Origin of the sequence: Mesorhizobium sp. M0898 (genome assembly GCF_040319695.1) — a bacterium.
Lineage (GTDB): Bacteria > Pseudomonadota > Alphaproteobacteria > Rhizobiales > Rhizobiaceae > Mesorhizobium.
In genome coordinates, this window is the sequence record NZ_JAMYOE010000002.1 from 386,968 (window position 1) to 404,076 (window position 17,109).

Below are 17,109 nucleotides of genomic sequence, written 5' to 3' on the forward strand. Positions count from 1 at the left end.
GGACCAGACGCTACGTCCTCTCGCGTCGGCCAACCATCTCGGCGGTCCACTCCGAAATCCCTACGGCTCGAGATAAGGCGCGCCATCCTTGTGCACAAACCGGCCGTCAGCGTTGGTGCTCATCATGTCGATGTCGGAGCAGGTGGCGACGTCGTCGGGCCAGCGCGAACCGACTTCGAGATAGATCGCCATCGCGCCCGATTTATTGATCATGTGATGGCCGTTGCCTGATCCTTTCGGAAAGGCCGCGCAATCACCGGCGCGCAGCACCGTCTCGCCGGCATCTTCGACGAGCGTCAGCTCGCCTTCAAGCACGTAGACGAATTCGTCTTCGTGCGAATGCCAGTGGCGCTGGCTCGACCAGTTGCCCGGCGGCAGGCGCATGAGATTGATGCCGAAGTCGGTGAGCCCGCCTGCGTTGCCTAGCCGCTGGCGCACGCGTTCGGCACAGGGTGCATCGAACGGCGGTGGATAGGATGAGCCCTTGCGTCCGGGCACGTCGGCAACGTCAATCTTAGGCACGGCGTCCTCCCTAGTGATCCCTAGGGCGCCTTGCCTCGAACTCGGCCTTCTTGGCGTCGGAGGCTTCGACCTGGTTCAGTGCCTGCCACTCGGCATAGGGCATGCCGTAGATGATCTCGCGCGACTGTTCCTTGCTGAGTTCGACACCTTCGGCTTGCGCCGCATCGCGGTACCAGTTGGACAGGCAGTTGCGGCAGAAGCCAGCGAGGTTCATCAGGTCGATGTTCTGCACGTCGGAATGCTCGCGCAGATGCGCGACCAGCCGGCGGAAGGCAGCGGCTTCGAAATCGCGCTTTTGTTCTTCGCTGAGTTCGGTCATGTCATGTTGGCCTCCCTTGGGCCTCATCATACCGGCCCGGTGCGCGAGCCGAATATTTTCACCGCATGTATATCGGCACGTCGGTCTATCGCGTCAACGATCGGCGCCAGCCGTTCGGCCCAGGCGAGGGCACCCTTGCGGTCGGCGATCAGGTCCTGGCGGACCTCGAGCAACGCATGGGCAAAGCCGTTGACGATGGCGTGCCTGAACATGGTATCGCCGCGCAGTGCGCCGTCATAGGGTTCGTTGTCGCCGACGATGAGGCTCTTGTCCTCGGCGAGCATGTCGATCAGCGGCCGCGCAACGCGGTCGTCCAGGTCCCACAATATGCCGACGTGCCACGGCCGCACGGAGCCCTGCATGGTCGGTGTGAAGGAATGCACCGAAAAGATGAAGGGTGCCTGCGCGGATGCTCGCGCCACAGAGGCGATCATGGCGCCGACGGCATCATGATAGGGGCGGTAAAAGCGGTCCAGCCGTCTTTCGCGCTCCTCCGGGGCCATGGGATGATTTCCCGGGATGATGGTGCCGTCATAGAGCTGACGAATCAGCGTTGGATCGTCTTCGCCGCGATTGGGGTCGATCAGCAGTCGCGAAAAATTGGCAAGCACCGCCGGAACGCCGAGCAGACTTGCGAGTTCGCGGGTTACAGTCTCGACGCCGATGTCGTAGGCGATGTGGCGGTCGAACTCCGCCGCCGGCAGGCCGAGACTGCCATACTCCTCCGGCAGGTCGCGGCGGGCGTGATCGGCCAGAAGCACCATGCCGCGCTTGCGATCGCCTTCGACGATATCGAAAGGCGCGAAAACTGTGGATCGGGTCATTGGCGGGAAAGGTCTGTTCGCTGGCTTTCGGGGAGGGTGGTATCGTCATTCCACGAAGAGAACGCTTGCGCAATGCCGTTGTTTGGCCACGGTTTCTGCCAAAAAACTGAGCAGGGGCGACCGCAAGCGCGCCAGAGCCTTCTAAATCGATTGGAATTGGACAGATCGGCGCGTTGACATGCGTACGGACTTTTCCGAAAAGGGGCGTTGAGAGATGCAAATGTGGTTCTTGAGGGGTTTCAGGATGGGTTTCGCCGGCAGGCTGCGTGTGCGCCACGCCTTGGCCATGCCGCTCCTGGTACCGGCCATGGCTCTTTTCGCGGTGATTTCGGCCTCGCCGGCACGGGCCGATTTCCGGGTCTGCAACGCCACGCAGAACCTGGTCGGTGTCGGCATCGGCTATCGCGCCAAGGCCGGCTGGATCACCGAAGGCTGGTGGCACATCGAAGGATCGAGCTGCAAGACGCTGATCGAGGGACCGTTGTCATCAAGGTTTTACTATCTTTATGCAGAAGACGCCGAGCGCGGCGGACGCTGGGATGGCCCGATCAACATGTGCGTGGCCGAAAAAGAGTTCAAGATCGCCGGCGTTACCGATTGCGTCGCCCGGGGCTTTCAGCGCGCCGGATTCCAGGAATATGACACGGGCGAGCAGGCAAGCTGGATGGTCCAGCTGACTGACGAGCCCGCAACGGATGGCGCTCCAGCCGCCCCGGGAACAAACAGTCAATGAGACGCAGCCGCAAGGTCAAGATCCTCGCCACCATCGGTCCGGCCTCCTCGTCCGAGGAGATGCTGAAGAAGCTGTTCGAAGCCGGCGCCGACGTGTTCCGCATCAATATGAGCCACACCGACCATGAATTGATGCGTACGCTTGTCGGCCGCATTCGTGCCGTCGAGGAGGCGGTCGGCCGGCCGATCGGCGTTCTCGCCGACCTGCAAGGGCCAAAGCTGCGCGTCGGCAAATTCGCCAACGGCAAAGAGGTGCTGACCGTCGGCCAGACCTTTACGCTCGATGACAATCCGGAGCCCGGCAATTCGACGAGGGTCTACCTGCCGCATCCCGAAATCCTGCGTTCGGTCGAGGCTGGTCATCGCCTGCTGATCGACGACGGCAAGCTCGAGCTCAAGGCGGTCAGCAGCAACGGCAAGGCGATCGTCTGCACCGTCGTCGCCGGCACCACCATTTCCGACAAGAAGGGCGTCAGCCTGCCCGACACCGACCTGCCGGTCGGCGCGCTGACGGAAAAGGACCGCCGGGATCTCGACGCGGTTCTGGCGACCGGCGTCGACTGGGTGGCGCTGTCCTTCGTGCAGCGGCCCGAGGACCTGGCCGAAGCGCGCAAGATCGCACGCGGCCGGGCGCTGATCATGGCCAAGATCGAAAAGCCGCAGGCCGTCGCCCGGCTGGCCGAGATCATCGAGCTTTCGGATGCGCTGATGGTCGCCCGCGGCGATCTCGGCGTCGAGATGCCTCTCGAAGCCGTGCCTGGCATTCAGAAGCAGATCACCCGCGCCGCGCGCCGTGCCGGCAAGCCGGTGGTGATCGCCACGCAGATGCTGGAATCGATGATCACCGCGCCGGTGCCGACGCGGGCCGAGGTGTCGGACGTGTCGATCGCCGTGTTTGAAGGCGCCGACGCGATCATGCTTTCGGCGGAGTCCGCCGCCGGCGCCTATCCGGTCGAGGCGGTGGCGATGATGAACCGGATCGCCACCAAGGTCGAAACCGACCCGACCTATGCCGGCATCATCAACGCGCAGCGCTCGGAACCGGAAGCGACCGGAGCCGACGCGATTTCGCTCGCCGCCCGCGAAATAGCCGAGACGCTGAAGCTGTCGGCGATCATCACCTATACCGCGTCCGGCACGACCGGCTTGCGCGCCGCGCGCGAGCGGCCGCAAGTGCCGATCGTGGCGCTGTCGCCGATCCTCAACACGGCGCGGCGGCTGTCGCTGTTGTGGGGCACGCATTGCGTCGTTTCCCCCGACGCCAGCGACCTCGACGACATGGTCGACCGCGCCTGCCGCATCGCCTTCGATGAAGGTTTCGGCAAGCCGGGCGACCGCGTCATCATCACGGCCGGCGTGCCGTTGAGGACGCCGGGCTCGACCAACATGCTGCGCATCGCCTATGTCGGATCGGAAGTCGGCCGCTAATGTCGGCCGCGGCTGCCGGATAGGCCGGCTGCATGGCGCGTCGTAAACGCGGCGGCCCGGTGCATTGACGGCAGTTGGGCTGCGATCAACGCCGAACTCCGCCAGCTTGCATCAGCCTGTGGCCGGCCGTGAAGCGGTTCGAAGGCCCTATCCGATCTTGAGCTGGAAGTCAGTTAAGGTAATCTCTCCTGGGAGAAAGAGGAGGGTGATCCAATGTGGATGCGCACTGATCTTCTGGAACTCCTCGGCATTGAGCACCCGATAATCCAGGCGCCGATGAGCGGCATCACCACGCCGGAACTGGCGGCGGCAGTCAGCAATGCCGGGGCGCTTGGCTCGCTCGGATGCGGCATTCTGCCTGCGGCGGCTATCCGCGAGCAGCTCACGGCGACACAGCACGCCACCAATCGTCCGATCAACGTCAACTTCTTTGCGCACCCGGCGCCGATACACGATGATGCGGCAGCCCAAAGTATGCGAGACCGCCTTCGCGGCTGCTATGAGGAGGTCGGTCTCGGACCGGTGCCCGAGCCGGGCGAGCCCTTCCCCACCTTCGATCGTGAGCGTCTCGAAATTGTGCTCGAGCTGCGCCCCAAGGTGGTCAGCTTCCACTTCGGTCTACCCGACACCGCAATTGTGCAGCAGTTGAAAGCGGCCGGCTGTACCGTCTTGTGTTCGGCCACCACCGTCTCGGAAGCGCGCCAGCTTGAGGCAGGAGGGGTGGACGCCATTATCGCCCAGGGATACGAGGCGGGTGGGCATCGCGGCACATTCACCGGCGACCCTGCTATCGGCACAGCCGGCACTATGGCACTCGTACCGCAGATTGTTGATGCCGTGCGGGTGCCTGTAATTGCCGCTGGCGGTATCTTCGACGGTCGCGGCATTGCTGCCAGCTTTGCACTTGGTGCATCTGGTGTGCAGATCGGCACGGCTTTCCTGGCCTGTCCTGAAGCCAATGTGCAGCCAGTCTATCGCGTAGCATTGCGCTCGGCCAACGACGAGAGCACGTCGGTGACTCGCTGCTTCACTGGCCGCCCAGCGCGCGTGGTGCGCAACCGGTTTGTGATGGAAATGGCTGGTGAGGAAGATGCAGCGTTGGCGTTTCCGCTGCAGGCGAGTCTGGTCATGCCGCTTTCGATGGCAAAGGATGAAAGCAAGCGGGCTGACTTTTTGCCTATTTGGGCCGGGCAGGGCGTTGCGAAGCTGCGGGAGATGCCGGCCGCCGCCCTTGTGGAGAAACTCGTCACGGAAGCAAACGGCATAGATCGGGCCTATAGGGGAGTAGGGGAGTAGGGGAGTAGGGGAGTAGGGGAGTAGGGCGCATGTGTTCCACAGTGCAATCTGCACCTCTCACATACTACCCTATTCCCCTACTCCCTTACTGGTCTCAAATGCCTTCGCCGGCAAGCTCCTCGGAAAGTGCGGCGACCTGGTCCTGGGCGCTGCGCATCATTGGGTAGATGCCGAGCACGCGCTGCCAGGCCTCAAGTGCCGACTGCTTGTGGCCGGTTTCGGCCATGATCTGAGCTAGGCCCGAAAGCGCGCCGAAATGGCGTGGTTCGAGCTGCAGGGTGCGGTCGATGTCCGCCATCGACTTCCCGTAGTTCTTCATCATGAAATGAACAGTGGCGCGGCGGTTCCAGCCTTCCGCATAGGTCGGCTGCAAAGTCACCACCTGATCGAGGAAATCGAGTGCAACATCGAATTTCTGGTTTTCGATCGCCTTCTGCGACCATTGCATCATCAGGTCGATAGAGGCGCTGCCCGACTGGGACCACTCGCTGCCGATCCGTCCGGCGATGCGCTCGGCCGCCTGTTCATTGCGTTCGCGCTTGAGATCGGCAAACAGCTGATCGAGCCGCGCCTGTTTCGTCTTGACGACCGGAGGTGCTGCCGGCGGAGTTGTGGTCGGATCTTCAGCCCACGCCGGCAGCGAGACAGCGCCGGAAACGAGGAAGGCCGTGAAAAATGCAAAAAGAATCCGCATCGCGGGAATCTAGCCCCCGACGCCGGATCGTCAAACTGAATTTAGCGTGAGAGTCGTATCATGCGAACGGAGGCGCGCAGCCTCCGTCGAAAACTCAACCCTGGCGCGCCTTGTAGCGCGGCGCGGTCTTGTTGATGATGTAGACGCGGCCCTTGCGACGAACCAGCTGGTTGTCGCGGTGACGCGCCTTCAACGCCTTGAGCGAATTCTTGATTTTCATGGTCTTGCCCGTCGGTCTGGGCCCGGTCACGGGCCGAATTATTAAGGCGCGCCCACAGACGCGCCTTTGAACTGTGCGTGGCTCATAGACGAGGAGCGTTGCCCGTGTCAACCGCAAGCGCGTTGCCTAAACGATACGGACCGTTTCGTATCATCAAATATCCGTCACTGGCGTTGCGCAGGCTTGAGACGGCTGGAATGATGCGGTTGCGAATTGGAGATCGTCATGCGCCGAATTCTTGTGTCCGCCTGTCTTGTCGTCCTCGCGGCAGGTTCTGTTGCCTATGCGCAGGAATGCGACCGCAACGACGACAGCCAGCAGATGATGAACATCTGCGCCGACGCGGACTACAAATCCGCCGACGCCAAGCTCAACAAGGCCTACCAGGAAATCATCGGCGGAACTGACGCAAAAGCCAGGAAGCTGTTGCAGACGGCGCAGCGCGCCTGGATCGCTTTTCGCGACGCGGAATGCAGCTATTCGGCCGCGGACAGCGAAGGCGGCTCGATCTATCCGATGCTGATATCGGAATGCCTGACGCGGCTGACCGACGATCGCACCAAGCAGCTCACCGCCGATTCGACCTGCGCGGAAGGCGATGTTAGCTGCGCCAGCCCCGACGAGGACGAGAGCGGCGAAATCCAGTAAGCGTAGGTTCTAACTTTGTGTTTGAGCATGATCTTTTCCGAAATCCGGATTCCACTTTTCGCTAGCGCGGACCTTCGGTTCGGGATCATGCTCTAGCTGCGGCGGCTCACGCGCGTAAAATGGCCCATCTTGCGGCCGGGCCGCGCCTCGGCCTTGCCATAGAGGTGCAGCATCAGATCGGGCTCGGCGAGCAGATCAGGAACGCGCCTGACATCGTCGCCGATCAGGTTTTCCATGACGCAGTCGAACTGCCGGGCGGGATTTCCCAGCGGCAGGCCGGCGACGGCGCGGATGTGCTGCTCGAATTGCGAGATGGTGCAGGCGGCCTCCGTCCAGTGGCCGGAATTGTGGACGCGCGGCGCTATCTCGTTGGCCAACAGCGAACCGTCGGCAAGGACAAAGAATTCGACGCCGATGACGCCGACATAGTCGAGCGCTGCAAGGATCTCCGCCGCCGCCGTTTGAGCCGCAGCCGCCGTCTCGGATTTTACTCCGGCCGGCAGTGTCGAGCTGTGAAGAATACCGTTGCGATGGACATTCCACGCTGGATCGTAGGCGGCGAGCGAGCCGTCGCTGCCGCGCGCGGCGATCACCGAAATCTCGCGCTCGAAGGTGACGAAGGATTCCAGGATCAACGGCACGTTGCCCATCGCCTCGCAAGTGCCGGCAAAGCCGCCTGTTTCCATGTTGCGGAAGACACGCTGGCCCTTGCCGTCATAGCCCATGCGGCGCGTCTTCAATATGCCGCTGCCGTTGAACTTTTTCAGCGCAGCCGTCAGTTCCTCGTCATTGTCGACGGGGCTGAAATCGGCGGTCGGTATGCCGATGCCGTTGAGGAATTTCTTTTCCGCCAGCCGGTCCTGCGCCACTTCCAGTGCGCGTGCCGGCGGATAGACCGGCACCGTAGAGGCAAGTGCCGCGGCGGCCGCGACCGGTACGTTCTCGAATTCATAAGTAACGACGGCACTGGCCGCAGCCAGCTCGCTAAGCGCGGCCGCGTCGTCATAGGCGGCGACGATCTGCCGGTTGGCAACCTGTGCCGCCGGGCAATCCGGCTGCGGCTCCAGCACGACGATGCGGTAGCCGAGGCGGGCCGCGGCCATCGCCAGCATGCGGCCAAGCTGGCCGCCGCCGATGATGCCGATGCTCGATCCCGCCGGCAGGCTCACGGCGCGTCCGTGGGCTCGGCGGCCACCTTGGCGGTCTGCGCGGCGCGCCAGCTATCCAGCCGGGCGGCGAGCTTTTCGTCGCTCAGCGCCAACACCGCGGCGGCCAGAAGGGCAGCATTGGCAGCGCCGGCCTTGCCGATGGCCAAAGTGCCGACCGGAATGCCGGCCGGCATCTGCACGATTGATAGCAGCGAGTCCTGGCCCGACAGCGTCTTTGATTCCACCGGCACGCCGAACACCGGCAGCGGCGTCATCGCCGCCGTCATGCCGGGCAGATGCGCCGCACCGCCGGCACCGGCGATGATCACCTTGTAGCCGGCCGCCTTGGCGCCCTTGGCGAAGTCATAGAGCCGGTCGGGCGTGCGGTGGGCCGAGACGATCAGCCGCTTGTGCGGAATTCCAAGCGCCTCCAGCGTTTCGGCGGCGTGGCGCATCGTCGCCCAGTCGGACTGGCTGCCCATGATGATGGCGACGTCGGCGCGGTGATCGTCCAAGCTTCTGCTCTCCGGCGGCAAAAGCGCGCATTAGCTGAAATCGAGGGGAGCCGCAAGGATGGCTGGAAACGGCAAAGCCGCTTGTGCCGTCTCCGTGGCTACGCACATGGACAGGGTCGGTCTGTCATCGGGCGGCCGCTGCTCGGAAGCGGTTGACGAAGTCGTCAAGTTCAGGCCGTTCGGTATCGGAAATCGCCCAATAGGAAAAGGCGCTGTCGCTCCAGTGCACCAGCGAGAAGCCACCGGTAGAAAGATCGACCGGCGCGGTTGTCGAGCCGGTTTCCTCGGGCGCCGCGACGAGAGTGATCAGGTGCTCGCGGTGCCTGTAGACCAGTGCCGGCACTGGCTGGTCGGCGATCACCTCGACCCGGCCGCCGAGCAACGCGAAGCCGTCACTGGCAAGGTCAGGTGCCGGCGGCGACAGGCCGACCCTGCCATCCAGCCAGGGTTTGACCGTGTGCCGGTCCGACGAGACGACGTCCACGGGGCTGGCTGCCAGCAGGCTGCGGCGATGGCCGCTGGCGACTGCGGCGGCAAAGCTGTCGGGCGCCCCGCTGAGCATCACCCATTGCGTCACGCCGCTGGCCAGCACGGCGGTGACGAGGATCGATGCCGCCATTGCGCGCCAGTCGAACGCGCCGAAGCGGCCCGGCCGCGTTTGGGTTGGCCGCATGTGGGTTGGCACGGTTTGCGGCGGCCGCGTCGGCGCCGGCCGAGCCTGTGCCTCGCCAGTCGCGCCGATCGCCGCGATGCGCGCATTGAGGGCGTCGCTGACCTGTGGCAGCGCCAGCCTGCCGACAGCGGACTGCAGCGCCACGATGCGGGCATGCTCGGCCGCGAGCGCCGGATCGGCGGCAATGCGCCGCTCGACCGCCAATGCTGCCGCTGCGTCGAGCTCGCCATCGACCAAGGCATGGATCATCAGTTCCACGCCCGCCGGGTCATCGGGCAGTCCATCGTTGTGCGCGCTCATGGCGCCCTCCCAAGTTGGGATATCAGCAGACCGCGCGCTCTCGCCAGCCGCGACATCACCGTGCCTAGCGGCACGCCAAGCAGCGTCGCGATCTCGCGATAGCTGAGGCCGTTGATGTCGCGCAGCACCACAGTCTCGCGAAATTGGTGCGGCAGCGCGGCGATCGCCGCCTCGAGTGCGGCCGTGTCGGCCTTGGCGATCAGGCTTGCCTCAGGACTATCCGTATCCGGCAGGCCGGCGCCATATGCAGCCGTCATGTCATCGAGGTCGCTCAGGTCGCCGACGGCGACGATACTGCGCGGCCGGTTGCGCGCCAGCCAGGAGTAAGAGGCGTTGCGCACGATCGCCAGCAGCCAGGCGCGCGCATTGCCGCCGGCATAGCCGGCGATGCCCGCATGCGCCTTCAAACAGGCCTCCTGCACCACATCCTCCGCGTCGGCGGCGTTGCCGGTCAGCCAGCGGGCAAGCGCAAGCGCATCCGCGAGATGAGGCAGAACCACCTCGCGAAAGCGCTCGGTCGCGGCCTCTTGGTTCAACACCGTCGCATCGCCCGGCATCCCGGGCAGAACCTTCCGAAAATCCTCATGGAGCGACGGTGATCCTGCCCTGCATGTGCGGGTGAAGCCCGCAGAAATAGGCATAGTCGCCCACTTTGGTGAAGGTGAAGGCGTATGTGTCACCGGTGTCAAGCGCCTTGGAGCGAAACGAGGCATCGTTGGCGACCACCAGATGCGGGATGTCGTCGTCATTCTCGAAGGTCACGGTAGTGCCCTGCTTTACCGTCAGCACCGCCGGCGTGAAGGCAAAGTTCTCGATCTTGACCATTGGCTGGCCTGCTGCGTTCAGTGGCATGGCAACCATTATCAGGATCGCCGCCAAACCGAACGTGACAGGGGATACGACCAAGACGCGGGATGGGAAGCGGATCATCGCATTTCCCCTCAGGCCAGCGTGCTGTCGATGATGGCGAGGTCCTGCCCGCCTTGCTTGACTGTCACGCTGCTTGTGCCGAGCAGGCTGCGCAACTGGCCGGCAGGTACCGTCATCGGCCCGGGTGAGGCTGCGGTGCCCGGCGCCGGTTGCGGGAAAGCGGTCGAGCGCGCGGTATGAAAGGTAACGTTGCCTTCGACCTTCTGCATGATCTGGTGGATATGGCCGTTGAGTACGGTGACAGAGCCGAAGCGCTTGAGCAGCGCCAAGGCCTGCGCCGCGTCGTCGGTGCCCCAGCCCCATTCGGGATAAACAGCCCATAGCGGGATATGGGCAAAGACGACGATTGGCGTCGAGGCGGTGACCGCCTTCAGATCATCGGCCAACCATGCCAACTGGTCGGCGCCGAGATTGCCCAGCCCGCCAGCCTTCAGGTTGACGACGTTGACCAGCCCGATGAAATGGACGCCGTTCTGGTCGAACGAATACCAGCCAGCGCCCTTGGTGCCCTTGCCGTAGCGGTCGAGATAGGCCTGGCCATTGCCGTCATCGATCAGGTCGTGCTCACCGGGCACATAATGCACGTCGAAGCCTGCGCCGCCGATGATCTGGGCAGCGTTGTCGAACTGCGCGGCTTTCGACAAATGGGTGATGTCGCCGGTGTGGATCATGAAAGCGGGCTTTTGCGGCAACGCCTGGATCTTGCCGATGGCCTCCTTCAGCGTGTCGATGGCGTGCGGGTTGGCAGCCTTGTCGAAGCCGATGTGGCTGTCGGAGATCTGGAGGAAAGTGAAGCCGGTGGCCAAGGCCTCGGCGGCTTGCGACGCACCGAGCAGGCTGAGCGAGACCGGCACGCCGGCCGAAATTGTCCACAGCACTCCCGTGCCGGCCCAGATCATGCATTCCAGTGCATGACGGCGGCTGATGCCGTCAGCTTCATTGTCGTGGTGGTGGATCATACCGGTCTCCTGCACGCCGGAAATGGCGTCTGTTTGGGAGACCAATGGGCGGGGTGGTTTATTCCGCCCGAAGACTAAAAGTTCATTCACACTGCCGTGATGGCGCACTGGCCCGATGCGAAGCCGGTGCTGGAAGGCACTGGCTCGACCACGCTCTGGCGATGTCTAGTCCGGCCAGCGCAGCGCTCCGGCGGACTGCTTGCGAGCGGGTTTCATCGCATCGGTGGGCCGATCGGCAGCACTCAATACCGCCCGCAGGCGTTCGGCAACGATCTCCGCCTCGCCGGGATGGAGATTGCACGGATCAAGGAAGAAGTGACCGCGCTCGACCTCGTGGTTGCGCACGATCACGGGCGGCGAACCCGCCGCAAGCGCCGAGGCGAGGCCGGCGGCGGTGAAGCGGCTTTCCGGCGCAACAAACACCTGCAGGCGGTCGAGAGGATTTCCGGTCGGATCTGGAATGATACGTGCCTCGATGCCAGGCAGGTCCTGCAATGCGGTTTGCCACAGATGCAGTGCGGCTTCTTCCCGCTGGCGAATGCCGGCATGGTCGCGCCGCTCCCAGGCTTCCAGGGCCGCCATGGTGCCGGCAATGCTCTCCTTGCCGACCTTCATGGCGCGCGCAACGCCGCGGTTCTGGAGATAGGCGGCCCGTACCAGATCCTTGCGGCCGGCAACGATGCCGCTTGTCGGCCCTGAGAGAAATTTGTGCCCGCTGTAGACAACAATGTCGGCGCCGCGCGCCAGAAAGCCACGCAAATCGTATTCCGAGGCGGCGTCGACGATCACCGGCACGCCCTTGGCGTGGCAAATCTCGCAGAACTCCTCAAGCGAGAGCATGCCGTATTGCACGGTGTGGTGCGCAACGACGTAGAGGGCTGCCGCCGTCCGGTCCCGGATCGCCTCGGCAACATGATAATCCTGGGTGACGCTGACCGTGCCGGCAGGCACTGCCTTGGCTCCGGCAAGCCGGATCGACTGGTCGATCGGCGCGCCGTAATTGACGATGTGACCAAGCTGAACGATGACCTCCGATTTGAGGCCCTCGGTGTCGTCCGGCAGCCGCTCGATCGCAAGAAGGCTGGTCCCGGTCATCGCGCCGGCAATTGCCATTGTTATGCCGCTGGCGCAGCATGCGGTGATGAAGCCGGCCTCGCCGCCGGTAAGGCGTGCAATCACCCTACTTGCGGCGCGCTGCAGATCGTCCATCTCGACCCATTGCGAGGCCATTTCCGACATTGCGGCAATCGCTTCTGGCACGATGATCGAAGCACCGAGTGCCGTCATCGTGCCGGAGACATTGATGATTGGGCGAAGGCCAAGTCGTTCGCGGATTGTCGTGTTGGAACGGTCAGCGGCATAGGTCGTCATCTCTGTAGATCCTGTTTAAGATTTCAGGCGGCGATCTCGACGACCGCCTCGATTTCAACTGTGATGTTGCCCGGCAGCGAGCCGACACCGATCGCGGAACGGGCATGTCCGCCAAGCGTATCAAAGACGGCCGCGAAAAGATCGGAACAGCCGTTCACCACCTTGGGGTGCTCGCTGAATGTCGGCGTCGCATTGACAAAGCCAAGCAGCTTGACGACGCGCACGATGCGGCCGAGGTCGCCGGCCGCCGCATGCATGACGGCGAGCAGGTTCAGGCCGGTCAGACGCGCATGCCCGTAGGCCTCTTCAACGCTGACATCCTCGCCGACCTTGCCGGTGCAGAGCGCGCCATCGGCGCGCAACGGCCCCTGGCCGGAGAGGAAGATCAGCCGTCCGCTCTCGGCATAGGTGACGAAGTTGGCGATGGGCTTCGGCGGCTCGGGCAGTGTCAGGCCCAATTCCGCGAGCCGGGTGTAAGGCGTCATAAAAGCTCCTTGCGACAGCTTTCGCCGTCCGATGTCAAAAATGCGAGGCGCGAAACCGCGCCAGAAAACTGCGAAGGCGTTCATTGTCGAACCCCGCCGCCAGAATCTCGGCGGGTGGTCCGACGGCACTGACGCCGCCATCCGCCATGAAAACGATGCGGCTCGATGCGTCGCGCGCAAAAGCCATTTCATGTGTGACCATCAGCATCGTCATGCCGTCTTCGGCGAGGCTGCGCACGACCTCGAGCACCTCGCCAACCAGTTCGGGGTCGAGCGCCGAGGTTATCTCGTCGAGAAGCAATATCTTCGGCTCCATCGCCACGGCGCGGGCGATGCCGACGCGCTGCTGCTGGCCGCCGGAAAGCTCGGCCGGCAGACTGTCGGCTTTGTGGGCGAGGCCTACGCGGCTGAGCCAGTGCTCGGCAATGGTGCGGGCCTCGGCATTGCTCTTGCCGCGCACCTTGCGCAGGCCAAGCATGATGTTGCCGGCCGCAGTCAAATGCGGAAACAGATTGAAGCTCTGGAACACCATTCCGGTCTCGGCTCGCATCGCCGCCAGGTCGCGCTCGCTGCGTCGCTGGCGTGTTCCCGTCTCGCGATAGCCGACTTCTTTGCCGTCGATACGGATCGAGCCGCTGTCGTAGCTCTCCAGGAAGTTGACGCAGCGCAGTAGCGTGGTCTTGCCGCTGCCGGAGGGGCCGATGATAGTCACGACCTCGCCGCGCGTCACTTGCAGGCTGACGGAGCGCAGGACCTCGACGGATCCAAAGGCTTTGGAAACCTCGGTGACATCGAGAAGTGCCGGATTCTGGTGCGAGGCGTTGGACATCGTGCTATTCCCGGATGAAGGAGAAACGCCGCTCCAGCCGCCGGCTGGCCAAGGAGAGGGCGTAGTTGACGGCGAAGTAGACGAGCGCACCGAGAATGTAGAGTGGCATCGCCTCATAGGTGCGGCCGATGACCTGGTTGATTGCCTGCATGAGGTCGGTGATGCCGAGCAACGAGACCAGCGCGCTGCCCTTCACCGCGTCGGTGACGCCATTGATCCAGGGTGGCAGGAAGCGCCTGAACGCCTGCGGAAAAATGACGTAGGCCAGCCGCTGGCGAAAGGTCAGTCCGATCGCCATCGCCGCCTCGGACTGACCCTTGGGAATCGAGCCGACGGCGCCCCTGAGATACTCGACGACTTGTGCGGTCTTGAAGAGGGTGAGGGCGAACACGGCCGCCCAAAAGGATTCCAGATGCAGCCCCACCGCGGGCAGGCCGTAATAGACGAAGAAGATCAGCACCAGGATCGGAATGCCGCGTATGGTGTCGCTGAAAATGCGCACTGCCCAGCGCAGCGGAAAAGGACCATAGACAAGGCCGACGCCCATCAGCACGCCGGCGATGAGCGATAACACCACGACCAGCAGCGACACCCACAAGGTTACGGCAAAGCCTTCGGCGAGGAACGGCAAGGCGTAGATGATCTGGCTCAGCATGTCAGCGCGCCGCCTTGAACCGGCGCTCGACGAGCCGCAGCGCGAAAAGCAGCGTGTAGCCGGTCAACAGGTACATTGCCGTCACCACCAGATAGACTTCGACAATGCGGAACGTGTTGAAGTTGATCCACTGGGCGCCATAGGTGAGTTCGGGTACCGAGATGACCGACGCCACGGACGTATCCTTGAAGAGCGATATGAATGTGTTGGAAAGCGCCGGCAGGGTTATGCGCAGCATCGTCGGCAGGCGCACATCGAGCAGCCTTTGCCATGGTGTCAGGCCGATTGCCTTGCCGGCGTCGAGCTGACCGCGCGGCACCGCCTCGAGCCCCGAGCGAAACACCTCGACCAGGTAGGCGCCGCTGTAGAGCGACAGCGTGGCAATGAATGAGGTTTGCGCGCTGTAGGCAATGTCGACCACCGTCGGCAAGCCGTAGAAGACCAGATAGACGAGCAGGATCAGCGGCACGTTGCGGATGAACTCGACATACCCCGCGATGATGGTCCGCACCGCACGTCCGGCCGACACGTACCAGACCGCCAGAACGAGCCCGATGACGATGCCGATCGCGATCGAGATGACGGCCAGTTCGAGGCTTAACAGCAGTCCGCCCCAGAGCTTGTCGAAATGCCGCCAGATAAGGTTGAAGTTGAGAGTATAACCCATGCGTCCTCGTCATGGAGGGCTGTGATGAGAGAAGGCGGAAGGACGTTGTCCTTCCGCCTGCTTGCATCAAATGACCGGGAAACCGGGATGGCGCGCCGGCGGCTCCTGTCCGAAATAATCCTTGAACGCAGCGTCGTAGAGTGCCGTTTCATGGCCGAACATGGCGATGGTGAAGGTCTGGTTGACGAAGGTCAGCCAGTCGAGGTCGCCCTGCCGCAGCGCGGCACCATAAAGCATCGAGAACCAGTTCTTGCCGGCATCGAAGTATTTGTCCGGATTGCGCGAGGCGAGCCAGCGCACCGTTGACAGGTCGACCGCGGCGGCGTCGACGCGCTTCGATTCCAGGGCCTGCAGCACGTTGGCCTGCGTGTCTATCTGCATCACCTGCGACTCCGGCAGGACGATATGCACGTTAGCCTCGGCATCGACATTTTGCAGGATGGAAATCCGCGTCGCCGAACCGCCGGCAAGCAGCTTGTCGAAGGTCTTGTTTTCGGCGTTCGGAAGGGTCAGCAAGGCGATGCCTTCGACGTAGTAGGGTCGGGAGAAGTGGATCAGCTGCGAGCGCTGGGCGGTCATGGTCATGAACTGGATGGTGATGTCGACCTTGTTGGTGGTCACGTTCGGAATGCGCTGAGCCGGATCCTGCATGACGAATTCCACTTTGGTCGGATCGTCGAAAAGCCCCTTGGCGAGAATGCGACCCATGGTGATGTCCATGCCCACCAGTTCGCCGGCGTCGTTCTCGAAATGCCAGGGCGCATTGGTACTGCCGGTGCCGACGATCACCTTGCCGCGCTCGAGGACGGTGCGCAGCAGGCTGTCCGGCGCTGCCTGGGCCGCCGCTTTCTGAACGTCGACCGCGGTAGCGGCGCTCATCACTCCGGCCGTTGCAAGCCCGGCCATTCCCAGTTTCAGAAATTCACGCCTTTTGGATGTGTCGTTCACGGCGACCTCCTTTCGTGTTGAGTTCCCCTTTGGACCAGCAGTACAGGCATCGGTTGCAACTGACATCATTGTCCCTTACAAGAGACGCCTGTACTCTGTACAAGACAGATTAACATCAGGGATCGATAATGCAAGAAGGTAATGCCTTGGCCGCTCGACCGGACGCCGGTCTGGACGAAGACAAGAACTCGGGTTCTCGGGAGAAGGGCCTCAACCGGGTCCTCCAGATTTTGGAGTTTCTTCACGCGACCCAGCGCGCGATCGGCATCGGCGATCTTGCCAAGGGGGTAAACGCGCCGCGTTCGACGACTTATACGCTTGTGCGCTCGCTGGTCGACGCAGGTCTGCTGGAAATGGCCGGAGACGGCAATCGGGTTTATTTCGGAAAGAAGCTCTATCTCTACGGAATGGACTATGTGCGGGGCAACGACCTGCTCAGGCGAGGGCGCCAGGAAGTCGACCATCTGTCACGCGAGACCGGCGAGACCTCGGAGTTGTGCATGCTGCAAAGCGGCCGCTACACCATCGTCCATTCAAGCCCGGGAACGAGGCCATTCCGGATCAGCTCGGCGACCGGTCTGCAAATACCGCTCCCCTGGACAGCTTCCGGGCGACTGCTCCTCGCCGGCTTCGACAGGGCAGCGATCGAGGATATGGTCTCCGAGGACGATCTCGTGCTGCCGGACGGCCGCAGATTGCAACTCGACGATTTCATAGACGACATCGCGGTCGCCAAGTCGGCCGGCTACTGCGTCACCTCCGGCCTTGTCGATGCCTACACGAAATGCCTGGCCGCGCCGGTCTTTTCAGCGCCGGGCAGGGTCGAGGCGACGATGTGCCTGGTGGTTCCGATCGATACCTCGACCGAAAAGACCGACGACCTGATAGCGTTGTTGCGCGAGCGCGCCGCACGGCTTTCGATCGCGGCATAACCGCTTTTCCAGCA

At 63.2% G+C, this 17,109-nt stretch carries 22 protein-coding genes; 5 read left to right on the forward strand and 17 right to left on the reverse strand.

Annotation, left to right across the window (positions count from 1 at the left end; all coding sequences use genetic code 11):
- Window positions 1-60 precede the first annotated feature (60 nt).
- The 3 genes from NKH90_RS04915 to NKH90_RS04925 are packed head-to-tail and all read right to left on the reverse strand — an operon-like array spanning window position 61 to window position 1,665.
- Window positions 61-522: a cupin domain-containing protein gene (locus NKH90_RS04915; protein WP_352613450.1), complete on the reverse strand. Its 462-nt coding sequence runs from the start codon at window positions 520-522 to the stop codon at window positions 61-63.
- A 10-nt stretch (window positions 523-532) separates the two neighbouring features.
- On the reverse strand, window positions 533-841 hold the full coding sequence (locus NKH90_RS04920) for a DUF1244 domain-containing protein (protein WP_352471171.1): 309 nt from the start codon (window positions 839-841) through the stop codon (window positions 533-535).
- A gap of 26 nt (window positions 842-867) precedes the next feature.
- Window positions 868-1,665 (reverse strand): N-formylglutamate amidohydrolase, encoded by a 798-nt coding sequence (locus NKH90_RS04925; RefSeq protein WP_352817717.1) that lies wholly within the window; start codon window positions 1,663-1,665, stop codon window positions 868-870.
- 286 nt (window positions 1,666-1,951) lie between these two features.
- Here NKH90_RS04925 and NKH90_RS04930 point away from each other — a divergent pair, with 286 nt between their 5' ends.
- The 3 genes from NKH90_RS04930 to NKH90_RS04940 all read left to right on the forward strand — a co-directional run bounded on the left by NKH90_RS04930 (window position 1,952) and on the right by NKH90_RS04940 (window position 5,121).
- On the forward strand, window positions 1,952-2,398 hold the full coding sequence (locus NKH90_RS04930) for a DUF1036 domain-containing protein (RefSeq protein ID WP_352489443.1): 447 nt from the start codon (window positions 1,952-1,954) through the stop codon (window positions 2,396-2,398).
- Window positions 2,395-3,825, forward strand: a complete 1,431-nt coding sequence (gene pyk / locus NKH90_RS04935) for a pyruvate kinase (protein ID WP_352613456.1) — start codon at window positions 2,395-2,397, stop codon at window positions 3,823-3,825. The genes NKH90_RS04930 and pyk overlap by 4 nt, the downstream gene beginning before the upstream one ends.
- A 213-nt stretch (window positions 3,826-4,038) precedes the next feature.
- Window positions 4,039-5,121, forward strand: coding sequence for an NAD(P)H-dependent flavin oxidoreductase (locus tag NKH90_RS04940; RefSeq protein ID WP_352489293.1), 1,083 nt, complete (start codon window positions 4,039-4,041; stop codon window positions 5,119-5,121).
- Window positions 5,122-5,215: 94 nt separating this feature from the next.
- Here NKH90_RS04940 and NKH90_RS04945 read toward each other — a convergent pair whose 3' ends face one another.
- Window positions 5,216-5,815: a tetratricopeptide repeat protein gene (locus NKH90_RS04945; protein WP_352817720.1), complete on the reverse strand. Its 600-nt coding sequence runs from the start codon at window positions 5,813-5,815 to the stop codon at window positions 5,216-5,218.
- Window positions 5,816-5,909: 94 nt separating this feature from the next.
- On the reverse strand, window positions 5,910-6,035 hold the full coding sequence (ykgO, locus tag NKH90_RS04950; RefSeq protein WP_006327841.1) for a type B 50S ribosomal protein L36: 126 nt from the start codon (window positions 6,033-6,035) through the stop codon (window positions 5,910-5,912).
- Window positions 6,036-6,260: 225 nt separating this feature from the next.
- Between ykgO and NKH90_RS04955 the strand changes: the two genes are divergently transcribed.
- Complete coding sequence (locus NKH90_RS04955; RefSeq protein ID WP_352817722.1) at window positions 6,261-6,683, forward strand: lysozyme inhibitor LprI family protein; 423 nt, start codon at window positions 6,261-6,263, stop codon at window positions 6,681-6,683.
- A 92-nt stretch (window positions 6,684-6,775) separates the two neighbouring features.
- Here NKH90_RS04955 and NKH90_RS04960 read toward each other — a convergent pair whose 3' ends face one another.
- From NKH90_RS04960 to NKH90_RS05015, 12 genes are all read right to left on the reverse strand, one after another.
- Window positions 6,776-7,852, reverse strand: a complete 1,077-nt coding sequence (locus NKH90_RS04960; protein ID WP_352817724.1) for a 5-(carboxyamino)imidazole ribonucleotide synthase — start codon at window positions 7,850-7,852, stop codon at window positions 6,776-6,778.
- Window positions 7,849-8,346 (reverse strand): 5-(carboxyamino)imidazole ribonucleotide mutase, encoded by a 498-nt coding sequence (gene purE / locus NKH90_RS04965; RefSeq protein ID WP_023678468.1) that lies wholly within the window; start codon window positions 8,344-8,346, stop codon window positions 7,849-7,851. The genes NKH90_RS04960 and purE overlap by 4 nt, the downstream gene beginning before the upstream one ends.
- A 124-nt stretch (window positions 8,347-8,470) precedes the next feature.
- Window positions 8,471-9,319, reverse strand: coding sequence for an anti-sigma factor family protein (locus NKH90_RS04970; RefSeq protein ID WP_352540269.1), 849 nt, complete (start codon window positions 9,317-9,319; stop codon window positions 8,471-8,473).
- Complete coding sequence (locus NKH90_RS04975; RefSeq protein ID WP_352817726.1) at window positions 9,316-9,876, reverse strand: sigma-70 family RNA polymerase sigma factor; 561 nt, start codon at window positions 9,874-9,876, stop codon at window positions 9,316-9,318. Before NKH90_RS04975 ends, NKH90_RS04970 begins: the two co-directional genes overlap by 4 nt.
- Before the next feature lie 25 nt (window positions 9,877-9,901).
- Entirely contained in the window at window positions 9,902-10,144 is a 243-nt protein-coding gene (locus tag NKH90_RS04980) for a cupredoxin domain-containing protein (RefSeq protein WP_502896695.1), read from the reverse strand.
- 116 nt (window positions 10,145-10,260) lie between these two features.
- Complete coding sequence (locus NKH90_RS04985; RefSeq protein WP_352452518.1) at window positions 10,261-11,205, reverse strand: metallophosphoesterase family protein; 945 nt, start codon at window positions 11,203-11,205, stop codon at window positions 10,261-10,263.
- A 168-nt stretch (window positions 11,206-11,373) separates the two neighbouring features.
- Complete coding sequence (locus NKH90_RS04990) at window positions 11,374-12,579, reverse strand: aminotransferase class V-fold PLP-dependent enzyme (protein WP_352540267.1); 1,206 nt, start codon at window positions 12,577-12,579, stop codon at window positions 11,374-11,376.
- 23 nt (window positions 12,580-12,602) lie between these two features.
- The gene (locus tag NKH90_RS04995) at window positions 12,603-13,064 is read right to left on the reverse strand and encodes a RidA family protein (RefSeq protein ID WP_352817731.1); all 462 of its coding nucleotides are present in this window, start codon (window positions 13,062-13,064) and stop codon (window positions 12,603-12,605) included.
- Between the two features lie 34 nt (window positions 13,065-13,098).
- Window positions 13,099-13,893 (reverse strand): amino acid ABC transporter ATP-binding protein, encoded by a 795-nt coding sequence (locus tag NKH90_RS05000; protein WP_352767659.1) that lies wholly within the window; start codon window positions 13,891-13,893, stop codon window positions 13,099-13,101.
- Between the two features lie 4 nt (window positions 13,894-13,897).
- Complete coding sequence (locus tag NKH90_RS05005; protein WP_352589866.1) at window positions 13,898-14,548, reverse strand: amino acid ABC transporter permease; 651 nt, start codon at window positions 14,546-14,548, stop codon at window positions 13,898-13,900.
- Between the two features lies 1 nt (window position 14,549).
- The gene (locus NKH90_RS05010) at window positions 14,550-15,215 is read right to left on the reverse strand and encodes an amino acid ABC transporter permease (protein WP_023678477.1); all 666 of its coding nucleotides are present in this window, start codon (window positions 15,213-15,215) and stop codon (window positions 14,550-14,552) included.
- Window positions 15,216-15,281: 66 nt separating this feature from the next.
- Window positions 15,282-16,163, reverse strand: a complete 882-nt coding sequence (locus tag NKH90_RS05015) for a transporter substrate-binding protein (RefSeq protein WP_352817733.1) — start codon at window positions 16,161-16,163, stop codon at window positions 15,282-15,284.
- 128 nt (window positions 16,164-16,291) lie between these two features.
- On the opposite strand from NKH90_RS05015, the gene NKH90_RS05020 reads away from it, so the two are divergent.
- Complete coding sequence (locus NKH90_RS05020; protein WP_352817736.1) at window positions 16,292-17,095, forward strand: IclR family transcriptional regulator; 804 nt, start codon at window positions 16,292-16,294, stop codon at window positions 17,093-17,095.
- Window positions 17,096-17,109 lie beyond the last annotated feature (14 nt).

Coding starts and splice junctions, on each gene's coding strand:
- NKH90_RS04920 (WP_352471171.1), bottom strand. CDS start 841: ATGACCGAACTCAGCGAAGAACAAAAGCGCGATTTCGAAGCCGCTGCC.
- NKH90_RS04925 (WP_352817717.1), bottom strand. CDS start 1,665: ATGACCCGATCCACAGTTTTCGCGCCTTTCGATATCGTCGAAGGCGAT.
- NKH90_RS04930 (WP_352489443.1), top strand. CDS start 1,952: ATGCCGCTCCTGGTACCGGCCATGGCTCTTTTCGCGGTGATTTCGGCC.
- pyk (WP_352613456.1), top strand. CDS start 2,395: ATGAGACGCAGCCGCAAGGTCAAGATCCTCGCCACCATCGGTCCGGCC.
- NKH90_RS04940 (WP_352489293.1), top strand. CDS start 4,039: ATGTGGATGCGCACTGATCTTCTGGAACTCCTCGGCATTGAGCACCCG.
- NKH90_RS04945 (WP_352817720.1), bottom strand. CDS start 5,815: ATGCGGATTCTTTTTGCATTTTTCACGGCCTTCCTCGTTTCCGGCGCT.
- ykgO (WP_006327841.1), bottom strand. CDS start 6,035: ATGAAAATCAAGAATTCGCTCAAGGCGTTGAAGGCGCGTCACCGCGAC.
- NKH90_RS04955 (WP_352817722.1), top strand. CDS start 6,261: ATGCGCCGAATTCTTGTGTCCGCCTGTCTTGTCGTCCTCGCGGCAGGT.
- NKH90_RS04970 (WP_352540269.1), bottom strand. CDS start 9,319: ATGAGCGCGCACAACGATGGACTGCCCGATGACCCGGCGGGCGTGGAA.
- NKH90_RS04975 (WP_352817726.1), bottom strand. CDS start 9,876: ATGCCGGGCGATGCGACGGTGTTGAACCAAGAGGCCGCGACCGAGCGC.
- NKH90_RS04980 (WP_502896695.1), bottom strand. CDS start 10,144: ATGGTCAAGATCGAGAACTTTGCCTTCACGCCGGCGGTGCTGACGGTA.
- NKH90_RS04990 (WP_352540267.1), bottom strand. CDS start 12,579: ATGACGACCTATGCCGCTGACCGTTCCAACACGACAATCCGCGAACGA.
- NKH90_RS04995 (WP_352817731.1), bottom strand. CDS start 13,064: ATGACGCCTTACACCCGGCTCGCGGAATTGGGCCTGACACTGCCCGAG.
- NKH90_RS05000 (WP_352767659.1), bottom strand. CDS start 13,893: ATGTCCAACGCCTCGCACCAGAATCCGGCACTTCTCGATGTCACCGAG.
- NKH90_RS05005 (WP_352589866.1), bottom strand. CDS start 14,548: ATGCTGAGCCAGATCATCTACGCCTTGCCGTTCCTCGCCGAAGGCTTT.
- NKH90_RS05010 (WP_023678477.1), bottom strand. CDS start 15,215: ATGGGTTATACTCTCAACTTCAACCTTATCTGGCGGCATTTCGACAAG.
- NKH90_RS05020 (WP_352817736.1), top strand. CDS start 16,292: ATGCAAGAAGGTAATGCCTTGGCCGCTCGACCGGACGCCGGTCTGGAC.